Origin of the sequence: Candidatus Allofournierella excrementavium, from assembly GCF_048526665.1 — a bacterium.
Lineage (GTDB): Bacteria > Bacillota > Clostridia > Oscillospirales > Ruminococcaceae > Allofournierella_A > Allofournierella_A excrementavium.
In genome coordinates this window covers 18,809-31,785 of sequence record NZ_DBGFPE010000042.1, presented here as the reverse complement: position 1 = coordinate 31,785, position 12,977 = coordinate 18,809, and the positions used below count along the sequence as shown (strand labels likewise).

Genomic DNA, 12,977 nt, shown 5'->3' with positions numbered 1-12,977 from the left:
TTTTAACGTTGCAAAAGGGGCGGCTCCGAATCCAGGAACCGCCCGCAAACCCGCATAAACACAAGAAAAAAGCATCCATCTATCGATGGATGCTTTCTGGTGGAGATAAGCGGGATCGAACCGCTGACCTCTTGAATGCCATTCAAGCGCTCTCCCAGCTGAGCTATACCCCCAGATTTTGTGCCGCCGTCTCAAGGCCGCTCCGCTATTATAGCAAACAACAATTTTCTTGTCAAGTGTTGTTGAAAAGAAAATGGAAATGTATAAGTTGACGAAAAAATACAAAGCACTTGTTTCGCCTTTCAATTAGGTTTATAATGAAGCTGATTTGGCCTTCGGTCACTTATGTATTATACATAAGTATAAGAAGCGCCAAACAGCAATCCGCAATGGCAGGCGTTGTTCCTGTGTTTTTTGGAAGGAGATGTTTAACTATGAATGGCACCAATGAACTGCTGCGCGCCATTTTAAAGATCGACGAGGAGGAGCGGGCACGCACCCAGGCCACCGAGGAGTATCGCCAAAAAGCGCAGGCCGATAAGGCCGCTAAGGCAAAGCAGATGGAAGAGCAGGCCATGGAAGACATGCGCCGTGATGTGGACGAGTTCGCCCAGGCCGAGAAGACCCGCGCCGAAGGCGAGCTGGCCGCCCAGGCAAAGCGCAAACAGCAGATCCTGGACCAGCTGGACCAGCAGCTGCAGAAAAACAAAGACGCCTGGGTCGACACCATCCTGACCCGGGTGTTGGGCGGGGGGCAGTAACATGGGCAACACCCAGGCGTCCAACGCCATTCTGGCAAAGGCGCGGGCGATGTACGGCCGCCGGCTCACGGCACGCAACTATCAGGAGCTGCTGAACTGCCGCGATCTGCCGGACCTGATCAGCTACCTCAAGACCCGGACCTCTTACTCCGAGGCTCTGCAGGCGGCGAACCCGGCCACCACCCACCGTGCCCAGCTGGAGACGCTTTTGCGGCTCAATCTGTTTGAGCAGTATGCTTCTCTGTGCAGGTACGAAATGAACATCGGCCACGACTTTTACCGTTACTTCATCATCCGCAGCGAGGTGCAGGCCATCACCACCCGCCTTCAGGAGCTCCATGCGCCGGATGGGGATGTGTCCATCTACACCATGCCGGACTTCATCAAAAAGCATTCCTGTCTGAATCTGAATGCCATGTCCATGGCCACCAGCTTCAAGATGCTGGTGCTGGCGCTGGAGGGCACGCCCTACGCCAAGGTGCTGCAGCCCTTTGCCGACGACCCGGACTTCGCGCTGGAGAACAGCGGCCTGCTGGAACTGGAAGCGGCGCTGGACAGCTTCGTGAACAGCCAGGTGGAGCAGATCGCTTCCACCAAACTTTCGGGCAAGAGCAAAGACGAGATGCTGTATCTGCTGCGCCGGCAGAGCGATCTGCGGGCCATCGCAGACATCTACCGTCTCAAGAGCGTGCTTCACGCCGACCGGGCCTTCATCAAGAAGCGGGTCAGCCTGAGCGTTTCCAACATGACCCCGCGTCAGCTGGACAGCCTCATGGACGCGCAGGATGCCCAGGATGTGATCCACCGGCTGGTGAACACGCCCTACGCCTCCGAATTCTACGGCGCGAGCTTCGATTACATCGAAGAGGGCGTGCGCAAGATCGACTACCGCTGGCATCTGAAAAAGCTGCGCTTTTCCACCAACCCCAGCGTGGTGCTGTTCTGCTACATCTTTTTGGCCGAAAACGAGCTTACCAACATCGTACATATCATCGAGGGCGTGCGCTACGGCCTTGCCCCGGACGATATTGCCACGCTGCTGGTAGGCGTGGGCGATTAAGGGGGTGCTGCAATGTTTTTTGACCCCAAGATGCAGCTTGTCTGGGTGGACGGCCCCCTGGAAAAGCTGGACGCATTCATCGAAAACTGCTGTGTGGACGGCAAGCGGGTGCATCCCGCCCGGGCGCTGGACCACATGAGCGCATCCGCGGGCTATGCCGCGCTGAACGAGGACAACCCCTGGGGCCCGATGGTGGAGCAGATCGAGGCTCTGGCCAAGGGCTTTGAGATCCCGGTAGTGGAACCCACCCTTGCCGACGGACGTGCCCAGGGCACAAAGGACTACCTGGCCGGCCTGCAGGAGCGGCTGGAAGCCCACCGCAAGGACCGGGAGCTGCTGGAAAAGCAGCTGGAGATCTGCACGAAGGGCGCCGAGTCCTTCGCACATTTCTCCTCACTGGACGTTCCGGTGGAACTTACCCAGCAGTGCGAGTATGTGAAGATCCGTTTCGGCCGCCTGCCCAAGCGCGGGTATGCGATGCTCCAGAAGGATTTCACCTCCGACCCCTACATCCTGTTCGTGCCCTGCAGCGAGGATGACAAGGCCCTCTGGGGCGTCTACTTCGCACCGCAGAAGGACGCCGCCCGGGTGGACGGCATCTTCTCCGAGGCGTTCTTCGAGCGCATCCGCCTGCCGGGCGCGGCGGGCACTCCCGAGCAGATCGTGGCGAACCTGCAGAAGAACATCGAGCTTCTGAACAGCGAGATCGCCGAGGTCAACGGGCAGATGGCCCGGCTTTGGAACGAGGAAAAATGGAAGGTCGCCGGCATCTATGCCTCGGTGTGCAGCCTCGCCCGGCTGTTTGAGCTCCGCCGCTGTGCGGCGGTGCGTGGCGCGCACTTCTTCTACTGCGTGTGGGTGGCGCAGCCGGACATTCCGGCATTCACCGAAAGCTGCACCGGCGTGGGCGGGCTGAACACCGCCCAGGACATGGTGCTGCCAATGCGCCGCTGGAAGCAGGAGAACCCCGAGCAGTGATGAGGACCGCCCAAAGCCGCCAGCGCGGCGGCGGTCAACGTGATCGAAGGTCGGTATGACCCGAAAGGAAGATGAGGATACATTGGCCATTGAAAAAATGAAACTGGTGCGGGTGGACGGCCTGCTCAAAAATCTGGACAGCGTGATCTACAACTGCTGCCTGGATGGCAACTTCCACCCCGAACCGGCGATCCAGCACATGTCCGGCTCCCTGGGCTATATCACCCTCAGCGAGGACAACCCCTACACCGCCCATGTGCAGAAGATGGAGGAGCTGTTCCAGCTGGTGGGGGAGAGCGCGCCGGCGCTGAGCGCCCAGACCGCCCGGGACATCCAGCCGGAGGACAAGGAAAAGATCCAGGACCTGGCCGAGCGGCTGGCTCAGATGCAGAACGAAAAGGCGGAGCTGGAAAAGCAGAAGAGCGAACTGGAAGAAAAAAAGACCCAGTTCAGCCACTTCACCGGTCTGGACATGCCCTTTGACGAGATCATCAAGGGCGAATACATCAAGGTGCGCTTCGGCTTTCTGCCCAAAGCCAGCTACGCCCGCATGATGGTGGCTTACGCCGAAAACCCCCACGTGCTGTTTGTCACCTGCAGCGAGGACAAGGGCGGCTACTGGGGCATCTACTTCACCCCGCGGCAGAACGCCGACGAGATCGACGGCATCTTTGCCACCCTGTTCTTTGAGCGCCTGCACCTGCCCGAGGCTTCCGGAACGCCGGAATCCATCGTGAAGCAGCTGGGCGGGGAGATCGGCGAGTGCCAGAAGAAGATCGAGGACAAAGACGCGGAGATCGCACGCTGCTGGGCCGAGCAGAAAGAGGCCTGCGGCGAGATCTACCAGCAGCTGAAATGGCACGAGCAGGCCTTTGACCTGCGCCATTACGCCGCCTACCGCGACAACTATTTCTTCCTGGTGGGCTGGGTGCCCGCCGCCCAGGCAGACGCCTTTGCCGAAAAGGTCAAGCAGGTCCGCCACATGCGGGTGACCATTTCCGACCCGGAAGAAGTGGAGAACGCAACCCCGCCCACCAAGCTGAAGAACCCCTGGTTTGTCAAGCCCTTCGAGTTCTTTGTGGACATGTACGGCCTGCCCAGCTACGGCGAGATGGACATCACCGCCTTTGTGGCCATCACCTTCACGGTGCTGTTCGGCATCATGTTCGGCGACCTGGGCCAGGGCGCGGTGCTGGCCGTGGGCGGCTTCATCCTGTGGAAGTGGAAGAAGATGGCCCTTGCCCGGCTCATCGTGCCCTGCGGCATCTCCAGCATGGTGTTCGGCTTCATGTTCGGCTCGGTGTTCGGCTTTGAGGAAGCGCTGGACCCGGTGTATGAGATGCTGGGCATGTCCGGCAAGCCCATCAGCAGCTGGCCCGGCACTCCTCACTCGGTGCTGGACACCGCCGCCATCAATCCCATCCTGGTCTGCGCCATCTTCATCGGCGTGGCGCTGGTGCTGGCCGCCATGGCGCTGCACATCATCGCCGCGCTGCGCAAGGGCCAGTGGGGCGAAGCGATCTTCTCCAACAACGGCCTGGTGGGCATCCTGGTCTACTGCGGCGGCGTTTCCTTCGTCAGCGATTTCATGAGCGGCCCCCACTTCCTGCCTTCAAGCGTCGCCTTTGCCCTGATCGGCAGCGGCCTGGTGCTGCTGTTCTTCAAGGAGATCCTGATCGGCCTGGTGGACCATCACCCCAACTGGAAGCCCGAAAGCTGGGCGGACTACTGCATGCAGAACATCTTCGAGCTGCTGGAGTACGTGCTGAGCTACTTCAGCAACACCGTCTCTTTCCTGCGTGTGGGCGCCTTCGTGTTCGTCCACGCGGCCATGATGATGGCCATCTTCAGCCTGGCTGGCGACCCGGTGAACCCCGTCGTCGTGATCCTGGGCAACGCCCTCATCATCGCGCTGGAGGGCCTGCTCTCCGGCATCCAGGGCCTGCGTCTTGAGTTCTACGAGATGTTCAGCCGCTGCTATGAGGGCGGCGGCCACCCCTTCAAGGGCGTGAGCATCACCGACAAGGCCGAGTAAGCCTTCCTTTTGCCAGAACAGGCCGCCGGAGATTTGCGCCGTGACTGCCTGTTTTCAATACAACAAGACATTAAATTGATTTGGAGGACCTAACCATGAATACTTTTCTGACCATCTGCCTGATCGTTCTGCCCCTGAGCCTGCTCATGGGCTTCGCCGCCTATCTGGCTCGTCAGTCTGCCAAGGGCATGCCCGTCAAGCGCACCCTGAGCCTGAACATCACCGCCTTCGTGGTCGTTCTGCTGCTGGCCGCCTGCTTTGCCTTCGCCGTAAGCGCTGAGGGCGAGACCACCACCGCTGTCATGACCGCTGCCGAGCGCGCTGCCAGCAACGAGAGCATGGGCCTGGGCCTGATCGCTGCCGCTCTGGTCACCGGTCTTGCCGGCATCGGCGGCGGCATGGCTGTTGCCGCCGGCGCTCCTGCCGCTATCGCCGCCGCTTCCGAGGACCCCAAGAGCTTCGGTAAGAGCCTGATCTTCGTGGCTCTGGGCGAGTCCATCGCTCTGTACGGCGTCGTTATCTCCATCCTGATCCTGAACAAACTGGTATAAAGGAGGCGCAGCAATGCGTTTCTTTCTGATCAGCGACAACACCGACACCCAGACCGGCATGCGGCTGGCGGGCATCGAAGGCGTGGTGGCCCACACCGCCGAGGAAGTGACCAACGCCTTTGAACTGGCCCTCTCTCAGCCGGACATCGGCATGATCCTGGTGACGGAAAAGATCGCCGACGATTTCACCGAGATCGTCAACGACGCGAAGAAGGACCAGGAGGGCCTGCTGGTGCTGGCCATCCCGGACCGGCACGGTTCGGCCCTTGGCCGTGACCGCATCACCCGCTATGTGCGCGAAGCCATCGGCGTTAAGATTTGAGGTGCAGCATAAATGATTGAAGAAAACGAGCGCGCGGCAAAATTCATGCAAGCCATCCAGCGGGACGGCGAAAAGCGCCGCACCGCCATCATCCAGTCCATCGACGAGGAGATCGCCGCCGAGCTGGAAAAAGTGAAGACTGCCGCCGAAGCCAAAGCGCGGCAGATGGGCGATTATGAGAAGGTCCGCCTGCAGGAAGAGACCAACCGCAAGCTGTCTCACAGCGTGGTGGAGACCGGCGCCGAGCTGGCCGCCCGCCGCAGCGAGATCGCCCAGCAGGTGTTCGACGCCTGCGAAGAGAAGCTTGCCGCCTTCACCGCCAAGGCGGACTATGCCGATTATCTGAAAAAGAGCGCCGAGGCGCTTCTGACGCTGCTCCACGCGGACAAGGCCGTGTTCTACGCCCGCCCGCAGGATGTGGAGGCTGCCAAGTCGGCTGTTCCCGCCGGCTGCGAGGTGACCGCCGACGCCACCATCCGCCTGGGCGGCCTGCGCGCCAAGAGCGGCGCGGTGGAGGCGGACGACACGCTGGACATGAAGCTGGAAGCCCAGAAAGACTGGTTCCTGCAGAACTCCGGCATGTCCATCGCCCTTTAATTTCTAAAACCGAGGTGAACCGAATTGGCTCAAAATCTCATTTACAGCATCAACGGCCCGGTGGTCACCATCAAAGGCAAGACTGGCCTTTCCATGATGGAAATGGTCCATGTCGGCAACGACCATCTGGTGGGCGAAGTCATCCGTATGGATGAGGAGCTCACCACCATTCAGGTCTACGAGGAGACCAGCGGCCTTGCGCCCGGCGAGCCTGTGACCACCACCGGCGGCCCCCTGTGCGTTACCCTGGGCCCCGGCATCCTGCGCAACATCTACGACGGCATCCAGCGGCCGCTGCCCGCCCTCGAAAAGGAGAGCGGCCCCTTCATCGCCCGCGGCTGCAACATTCCCAGCCTTGACCCCGACGCCAAGTGGGACGTGACCGTGGCCGTGAAGGTGGGGGACAAGATCGTTCCCGGCCAGGTGTACGCCACCTGCCCCGAGACCCCGGTCATCCTGCACAAGTGCATGGCTGCCCCCGGCGTGGAGGGCACCGTGACCTGGGTGGCGGAGAACGGCAGCTACACCGTGAACGACACCGTTGTGCGCATCACCGATAAAAACGGCAACGAGCGGGAGCTGACCCTGTGCCAGAAGTGGCCCATCCGCCGTCCCCGTCCCGTGCAGGCCCGCATGCCCGCCCAGCGCCCGCTGATCACCGGCATGCGCGTGGTGGACACCATGTTCCCCATCGCAAAGGGCGGCGCCGCCGCCATCCCCGGCGGTTTCGGCACCGGCAAGACCATGACCCAGCATCAGCTGGCCAAATGGTGCGACGCCGACATCATCATCTACGTCGGTTGCGGCGAACGCGGCAACGAGATGACCCAGGCGCTGACCGAGTTCGGCGAACTGATCGACCCCAAGACCGGCCGGCCCCTGACCGACCGCACGGTGCTCATCGCCAACACTTCCAACATGCCTGTGGCCGCCCGTGAGGCGTCCATCTACACCGGCATCACCCTGGCGGAGTACTACCGCGACATGGGCTATCACACCGCCATGATGGCTGACTCCACCAGCCGCTGGGCCGAGGCCCTGCGCGAGATCAGCGGCCGTCTGGAAGAGATGCCCGCCGACGAAGGCTATCCCGCCTACCTGCCCAGCCGTCTGGCTGAGTTCTACGAGCGCGCCGGCTACGTGCGCGCCCTGAACGGGGAAGAGGGCTCCGTTACTGTTATCGGCGCTGTCAGCCCTCCGGGCGCTGACTTCTCCGAGCCCGTCACCCAGAACACCAAGCGTTTCACCCGCTGCTTCTGGGCGCTGGACAAGGCCCTGGCCTATGCCCGCCACTACCCGGCCATCAACTGGAACACCAGCTACACCGAGTATCTCACCGACCTGGCCCCCTGGTACTACGACAATGTGGGCCCGGATTTCCTGTCCTGCCGCGAGCAGATCGCAAGCCTGCTGCTGCAGGAGACCAGCCTGATGGAGATCGTCAAGCTGATCGGTTCTGACGTGCTGCCCGACGACCAGAAGCTGGTCATCGAGATCGCCCGTGTCATCCGCGTGGGCTTTTTGCAGCAGAACTTCTTCCATGACCAGGATACGTATGTGAGCCTGGAGAAGCAGTTGAAGATGATGAAGGTCATCCTGCATCTCTACGAGAAGAGCCAGGCGCTGGTGGCCCGTCAGATCCCCATCAGCAAGCTGCTGCGTCTGGGCCTGTTCGACAAGCTGGTCAAGATGAAGTATGACATCCCCAACGACAAGCTGGAAATGTTCGACGAGTACACCGCCGAGATCGACCAGAAGATCGGCGAGCTGCTGCGCGCTTAACAAGGGAAAGGAGCGAAAGAGAGACATATGATCCTTGAACATGTTGGCTTAAGCCAGATCAACGGCTCGCTGGTGGTCCTGGACGGCGTGCAGAACGCTTCCTACGACGAGATGGTGGTGATGAAGCTCACCGACGGCACCCAGCGCGTGGGCCGTATCGTTATGATCGAGGGTGAGAAGTGCGTCATTCAGGTGTTTGAAGGCACCACCGGCTTCTCGCTGGACAACACCCGCACCACCCTGTCCGGCCACCCCATGATGGTGGATCTGAGCCCCGAGATCCTGGGCCGCACCCTGGACGGCCTGGGCCGCCCCATCGACGGCCTGGGCGAGATTTATCCCGAGTTCCGGCGTGACGTGAACGGCTCTCCCATCAACCCGGTGAGCCGCGTCTATCCCCGTAACTACATCCGCACCGGCATTTCTTCCATCGACGCGCTGGCCACCCTTATCCGTGGCCAGAAGCTGCCCATCTTCTCCGGCTCCGGTATGAAGCACAACGAGCTGGCGGTGCAGATCGTCAAGCAGGCGGACGTTTCCGACGGCGAGGACTTCGCCATCGTGTTCGCCGCCATGGGCGTGAAGAACGACGTTGCCGACTACTTCAAAAAGAGCTTTGAGGCCGCCAACGTCATGGACCGCGTGGTCATGCTGCTGAACCTGGCCAACGACCCCATCGTCGAGCGTATCATCACCCCCCGTGCGGCGCTGACCATCGCCGAGTATCTGGCCTTTGACCTGGGCAAGAACATCCTGGTCATCCTCACCGATATGACCAGCTACTGCGAGGCTCTGCGTGAGTTCTCCTCCTCCAAGGGCGAGATCCCCGGCCGTAAGGGCTACCCCGGCTACCTCTACTCCGATCTGGCGTCTCTGTACGAGCGCGCCGGCATCATCGAGGGCCGCAAGGGTTCCGTGACCCAGATCCCCATCCTCACCATGCCCGGCGACGACATCACTCACCCCATCCCCGACCTGACCGGTTACATCACCGAGGGCCAGATCGTGCTGGACCGCGGCATGGACGCCACCGGCGTCTATCCGCCGGTGAGCGTGCTGCCCAGCCTGTCCCGTCTGATGAAGGACGGCATCGGCGCGGGCTATACCCGTGAGGACCACAACCCCCTGGCCAACCAGCTCTTCGCCACCTACGCCCGCGTGCAGGATGCCAAGGCTCTGGCCAGCGTTATCGGCGAGGAAGAGCTGTCCGCCAGCGACAAGCGGGTCATGGAGTTCGGCCGTGCCTTCGAGCAGAAGTTCGTGGGCCAGGGCAACACCAACCGCACCATCGAGGAGACGCTGGACCTGGGCTGGGAGCTGCTGTCCATGCTGCCCCGCGAGGAGCTGGACCGTGTGGACCAGGTCATGCTGGACCACTACTACAAGCCGCAGGTGAACGCCGCCCATCGGGACCTCTCTGCGGTGCTGAAAGGCAGCAAGTGATTTCTAACAGAGAGGAGGCTGCCGTATGGCACAGGTTTTCCCCACAAAATCGAACCTGATGGCGCAAAAGCGCAGCCTTGCGCTCGCCAGCCAGGGCTATGACCTGATGGACCGCAAGCGGAACATCCTCGTGCGGGAAATGATGCAGCTAATCGACCGGGCGGCGGTCATCCAGGACGAGATCGCCACCGCCTACTCCTCGGCCTACAAGGCCCTGCAGCGCGCCAACATCACCCTTGGCGTGGTGGGCGAGTTCGCCAAGACGGTGCCCGTGGAGACCGGCCTCAAGCTGGACTATCGCAGCGTCATGGGCGTGGAGCTGCCCATCGTCAAAATGGAGGAGAGTGCCCCCGGCCTTTATTACGGGCTGGATTCCACCAACAGCCAGTTGGATGATGTGTATCTGAAATTCTGCGAGGTCAAGCGCCTCACCGTGGAGCTGGCCGAGGTGGAGAGCAGTGTCTACCGCCTGGCTGTGGCCATCCAGAAGACCCAGAAGCGGGCTAACGCCCTGAACAACATCATGATCCCCCAGTTTACCGCCACCATCAAGTACATCACCGAGGTGCTGGAGGAAAAGGAACGGGAGGATTTCTCCCGCCTGAAGGTCATCAAAAAGCAGCGGGACGGCTGAGCCGCCGCTGCAAAGCTGTAAAGCAAAGCCCCTTTGCGGAACTTTCGCAAAGGGGCTTTTTGTTTGCTTTTATGTTACAGGGTGAATCCCAGCCTGCGCCGGGCGGGCCAGGCAAAGTCGCGCCACTGGCCGCCGGAACCGTCGGCCTTGCCCACCAGAAGGGTGGTGGCCGCGTCGGCCAGATAGCCCAGGTATCCTGCCGCGGGACTGTTGCAGAGCAGCTTCCACATCAGGCCGCCGAAGAGATAGGACTGGGCGAATTCTCGCCAGTCGCCCAGGTCCTGGGCGGCCCGCTGTGCCAGGTCCCACAGGATGCCCTGGGCCTCTTCCGGGGTGATCCAGCCCAGGTAGCTGCCCCAGCGGGCCAGCATGGCGGCACGGCCCACGTCCCAGCCGGCCATGAAGGCAGGGGAGTACCGTCCCTTGTAGTGTTGGGCAAAGGCCCAGGCGCGGACAACGCCCTCCCGGTCGTCCTCGTCCTCGTCGCCGGTCATCAGCTCCTCCGGCGTTTCCGCCTCACAGTAAAAGCGGTAGCGCTCGGTGTATCCGCCCTGGCTCAGGTAGCGGAGAGTTTCCAAAAGGCCGCCCCGCCCATCGATGCCCCAGGAGCGGCGCACCACCGACAGGACCTGCTGTTCCAGCACGGGGATGTGTTCCTCCACGTCCAGCCCGTCCAGGCTGTGGTCGTTGAGGGTGGACACGATGCCCGAGAGCAGGATGCCGAACCGGCCCCAAAGTGCCGGGTCTCTGCCGTATTCCACGGGAGCGGGCTCGGGCAGAGCCTCCAGCCGCGCCATGGTCTCGTCCAGCAGAGCGTAGAGAGCGTCATCGGTCTCTTCTTCTTCGTCAAGGCCTTCTCCTTCACAGTTGTTGTCCATGGCAAGGGTCTCCAGTGCGGCGGCCAGCACGCCCATGTCCTCGCCGAACAGCTGGTTCATTACGGCTTCGGTGCTGGCAGAAGCGGCTTCGGCCACCCGCTGCTCCATCATCTGTTGCAGCTGTTCCTCATTCGCCGCCATCTGTGCCATCGTCTGGCCGTCGAACACCTGCCCGAGGATCTCCACCTGCCGCCGGGCGTTCGCGGCCATCTGTTCTGCCTCCCGGGCGGCGGCTTCCTCCGGCGGGGCGGCCGGTTCAGGGGAAGAAGAGCTGGCCAGAGCATCGGCTTTTTCCTCCGTTTCGTGCAGACTTGCCAGAGCCTGCGCCTGCGCGGCCTTCGCGCGGTTCATGATTTCATTGATGTCCATCGTCATCCTCCTTTTCGCCGGGCAGCGTGTGCCAGACCGGCGGCTGCCCGCGGCGGAACAGCAGGCGCTTTGCCCGCTCCAGCAGTGAATCCACAAAATGGAACCACAGCTGCCCGAAAATTGCCAGCACCGTGAGCAGGACAAACATCCAGAAAAGCTCGTCCCAGGGCATCACAGCCTCACTTCTTCGCAAAGCGGTTCATAAAGAACTCGGTGAAGGCGGCCAGTTCCTCGTCCTGGGACACATAGACGTACAGGCTCTCGTCCTCCAGCCAGTCGTAGGCGTTGATGGCGATGTAGCCCCGCTTGTCCGGGTAAATGACAAAAGCGTCGGTGGGATATTTGTTCCGATAGGCCTTCAAAATGTCGGCGCGGCGGTAGAAAGTGGGGTCGCCGCAGCCGGAAAGGTCAGGCACGGTGGGCACCACCACGATGGTTTCCTGTGCCTCGTTCCAGCCAACGATGAGATTGCCGATCTTGGTCTTGCTGCCGTGGACAAAGCCGTAGTTGAAGCGGCTCACATCCTCGGTGTAGCCGAAAATGAGCCGGTATTCACTGCCGCCCTCCACCACATGGTCAAACAGCGCCCGCATCTTTTTGGCGTTGGCGGCGCTCTTTTCCATGTCGATCTCCGGGCCCTTGAACAGCTTGCTGAAAATTCCCATTTCAAAATCCTCCTGAGTGTTTATTATCTCTCCGCCGCAAGACGGAGAAAATTCTGTATAAAGATAAAATCTTGAATTTGTCTTTATTGCGAGCTGAAGAATGGCCCGTTTGAAAAACACCGCCAAAAGGGGCCAAACGGGCCGCAAAGTTATTGGTTTTGGGCGTCCTGGGCGCGCAGGGAAGCCAGCCAGTCCACGATCGAGTTTATCTGCACATCGATGGTGGCCTCCGCCGCCTCGGGGACAAGCAGGGGAAGGCTGCCGGGGATGGCCCGCTGGATGACCATCACCGCAAGACAGAGATTGGTGAACAGGCTGATGCGCTCGGGAGTGGGGCGCACACCGAAAATTTCCATCAGCTGTCCGAACAGCCGCTGCTGTTTTTCCCGGAAAGACTGATAGCTCTCGGGAGACAGGCGGTGGAAAATCTTCTGCTGCTCTTCCACCGTGAGCACCGCGATGCCGTTGCGCTCACCGTAGCAGCAGATGCGAAGAAATCTGGTGACGGCCTGCCGCCAGTCCAGCTTGGGGTCGGCCAGCAGCTGCCGGGCATACGCCACCACCCTGGGCTGCTGGAGATAGAGCATCTCCACCACCAGGTCCTCCTTGGTGGGGAAGAAGGTGTAGAAAAAGGAACGGGAGATGCCCACCTTCTGATAGATCTGCTCCACCGTGGTGTGCTGGATGCCCTGCTTTGTCATCAGTTCCAGGCCCACGGCCACAAGATCCCTGCGGATCTGTTCCCGCTGCGCCTCGGAATAGGCCACCTTCGGCATGCCGGCACCTCCCTTATGATAAAAACACAAATTGCGGATTTGTTTTTATTGTAGCATGAGGACGGAAAAAACACAAGAAAAACCAGCCGGGAACTTCGGTTCCCGGCTGGTGTCTGCAACAAAACT

At 61.1% G+C, this 12,977-nt stretch carries 14 protein-coding genes and 1 tRNA gene; 10 read left to right on the top strand and 5 right to left on the bottom strand.

Annotated elements, in window-relative coordinates:
• Window positions 1–97 precede the first annotated feature (97 nt).
• A tRNA-Ala gene (locus ACMI1Q_RS10095) sits at window positions 98–173 on the bottom strand.
• 261 nt (window positions 174–434) lie between these two features.
• Here ACMI1Q_RS10095 and ACMI1Q_RS10090 point away from each other — a divergent pair.
• From ACMI1Q_RS10090 to ACMI1Q_RS10045, 10 genes are all read left to right on the top strand, one after another.
• A complete protein-coding gene (locus tag ACMI1Q_RS10090) occupies window positions 435–761 on the top strand; it encodes a hypothetical protein (protein WP_177521815.1) in 327 nt (108 codons plus the stop codon).
• 1 nt (window position 762) lies between these two features.
• Window positions 763–1,821, top strand: coding sequence for a V0D/AC39 family V-type ATPase subunit (locus ACMI1Q_RS10085; RefSeq protein ID WP_419503675.1), 1,059 nt, complete (start codon window positions 763–765; stop codon window positions 1,819–1,821).
• Window positions 1,822–1,833: 12 nt separating this feature from the next.
• A complete protein-coding gene (locus ACMI1Q_RS10080; protein WP_177521813.1) occupies window positions 1,834–2,799 on the top strand; it encodes a hypothetical protein in 966 nt (321 codons plus the stop codon).
• A 55-nt stretch (window positions 2,800–2,854) separates the two neighbouring features.
• A complete protein-coding gene (locus ACMI1Q_RS10075; RefSeq protein WP_419503674.1) occupies window positions 2,855–4,834 on the top strand; it encodes a V-type ATP synthase subunit I in 1,980 nt (659 codons plus the stop codon).
• 95 nt (window positions 4,835–4,929) lie between these two features.
• Complete coding sequence (locus ACMI1Q_RS10070) at window positions 4,930–5,385, top strand: ATP synthase subunit C (RefSeq protein ID WP_417025851.1); 456 nt, start codon at window positions 4,930–4,932, stop codon at window positions 5,383–5,385.
• Window positions 5,386–5,398: 13 nt separating this feature from the next.
• Window positions 5,399–5,707: a V-type ATP synthase subunit F gene (locus ACMI1Q_RS10065; protein WP_419503673.1), complete on the top strand. Its 309-nt coding sequence runs from the start codon at window positions 5,399–5,401 to the stop codon at window positions 5,705–5,707.
• A gap of 12 nt (window positions 5,708–5,719) precedes the next feature.
• Window positions 5,720–6,304, top strand: coding sequence for a V-type ATP synthase subunit E (locus tag ACMI1Q_RS10060; protein ID WP_417025850.1), 585 nt, complete (start codon window positions 5,720–5,722; stop codon window positions 6,302–6,304).
• A 24-nt stretch (window positions 6,305–6,328) separates the two neighbouring features.
• Complete coding sequence (locus tag ACMI1Q_RS10055) at window positions 6,329–8,086, top strand: V-type ATP synthase subunit A (RefSeq protein ID WP_419503672.1); 1,758 nt, start codon at window positions 6,329–6,331, stop codon at window positions 8,084–8,086.
• A 27-nt stretch (window positions 8,087–8,113) separates the two neighbouring features.
• Complete coding sequence (locus ACMI1Q_RS10050; protein ID WP_177521808.1) at window positions 8,114–9,529, top strand: V-type ATP synthase subunit B; 1,416 nt, start codon at window positions 8,114–8,116, stop codon at window positions 9,527–9,529.
• A 25-nt stretch (window positions 9,530–9,554) separates the two neighbouring features.
• A complete protein-coding gene (locus ACMI1Q_RS10045) occupies window positions 9,555–10,163 on the top strand; it encodes a V-type ATP synthase subunit D (RefSeq protein ID WP_177521807.1) in 609 nt (202 codons plus the stop codon).
• A gap of 74 nt (window positions 10,164–10,237) precedes the next feature.
• Here ACMI1Q_RS10045 and ACMI1Q_RS10040 read toward each other — a convergent pair whose 3' ends face one another.
• The 4 genes from ACMI1Q_RS10040 to ACMI1Q_RS10025 form a co-directional block, all read right to left on the bottom strand.
• A complete protein-coding gene (locus tag ACMI1Q_RS10040; protein WP_419503671.1) occupies window positions 10,238–11,410 on the bottom strand; it encodes a DUF1266 domain-containing protein in 1,173 nt (390 codons plus the stop codon).
• Window positions 11,397–11,582, bottom strand: a complete 186-nt coding sequence (locus tag ACMI1Q_RS10035) for a hypothetical protein (RefSeq protein ID WP_419503670.1) — start codon at window positions 11,580–11,582, stop codon at window positions 11,397–11,399. Before ACMI1Q_RS10035 ends, ACMI1Q_RS10040 begins: the two co-directional genes overlap by 14 nt.
• 7 nt (window positions 11,583–11,589) lie before the next feature.
• On the bottom strand, window positions 11,590–12,075 hold the full coding sequence (locus tag ACMI1Q_RS10030; protein WP_394979001.1) for a hypothetical protein: 486 nt from the start codon (window positions 12,073–12,075) through the stop codon (window positions 11,590–11,592).
• A 149-nt stretch (window positions 12,076–12,224) separates the two neighbouring features.
• The gene (locus ACMI1Q_RS10025) at window positions 12,225–12,851 is read right to left on the bottom strand and encodes a TetR/AcrR family transcriptional regulator (protein ID WP_330058951.1); all 627 of its coding nucleotides are present in this window, start codon (window positions 12,849–12,851) and stop codon (window positions 12,225–12,227) included.
• Window positions 12,852–12,977: the final 126 nt, after the last annotated feature.

Bases quoted from the DNA above. Each gene is read 5' to 3' on its own strand.
- ACMI1Q_RS10090 (WP_177521815.1), top strand. From the start codon at position 435: ATGAATGGCACCAATGAACTGCTGCGCGCCATTTTAAAGATCGACGAG.
- ACMI1Q_RS10085 (WP_419503675.1), top strand. From the start codon at position 763: ATGGGCAACACCCAGGCGTCCAACGCCATTCTGGCAAAGGCGCGGGCG.
- ACMI1Q_RS10080 (WP_177521813.1), top strand. From the start codon at position 1,834: ATGTTTTTTGACCCCAAGATGCAGCTTGTCTGGGTGGACGGCCCCCTG.
- ACMI1Q_RS10075 (WP_419503674.1), top strand. From the start codon at position 2,855: ATGACCCGAAAGGAAGATGAGGATACATTGGCCATTGAAAAAATGAAA.
- ACMI1Q_RS10070 (WP_417025851.1), top strand. From the start codon at position 4,930: ATGAATACTTTTCTGACCATCTGCCTGATCGTTCTGCCCCTGAGCCTG.
- ACMI1Q_RS10065 (WP_419503673.1), top strand. From the start codon at position 5,399: ATGCGTTTCTTTCTGATCAGCGACAACACCGACACCCAGACCGGCATG.
- ACMI1Q_RS10060 (WP_417025850.1), top strand. From the start codon at position 5,720: ATGATTGAAGAAAACGAGCGCGCGGCAAAATTCATGCAAGCCATCCAG.
- ACMI1Q_RS10050 (WP_177521808.1), top strand. From the start codon at position 8,114: ATGATCCTTGAACATGTTGGCTTAAGCCAGATCAACGGCTCGCTGGTG.
- ACMI1Q_RS10045 (WP_177521807.1), top strand. From the start codon at position 9,555: ATGGCACAGGTTTTCCCCACAAAATCGAACCTGATGGCGCAAAAGCGC.
- ACMI1Q_RS10040 (WP_419503671.1), bottom strand. From the start codon at position 11,410: ATGGACATCAATGAAATCATGAACCGCGCGAAGGCCGCGCAGGCGCAG.
- ACMI1Q_RS10035 (WP_419503670.1), bottom strand. From the start codon at position 11,582: ATGCCCTGGGACGAGCTTTTCTGGATGTTTGTCCTGCTCACGGTGCTG.
- ACMI1Q_RS10030 (WP_394979001.1), bottom strand. From the start codon at position 12,075: ATGGGAATTTTCAGCAAGCTGTTCAAGGGCCCGGAGATCGACATGGAA.
- ACMI1Q_RS10025 (WP_330058951.1), bottom strand. From the start codon at position 12,851: ATGCCGAAGGTGGCCTATTCCGAGGCGCAGCGGGAACAGATCCGCAGG.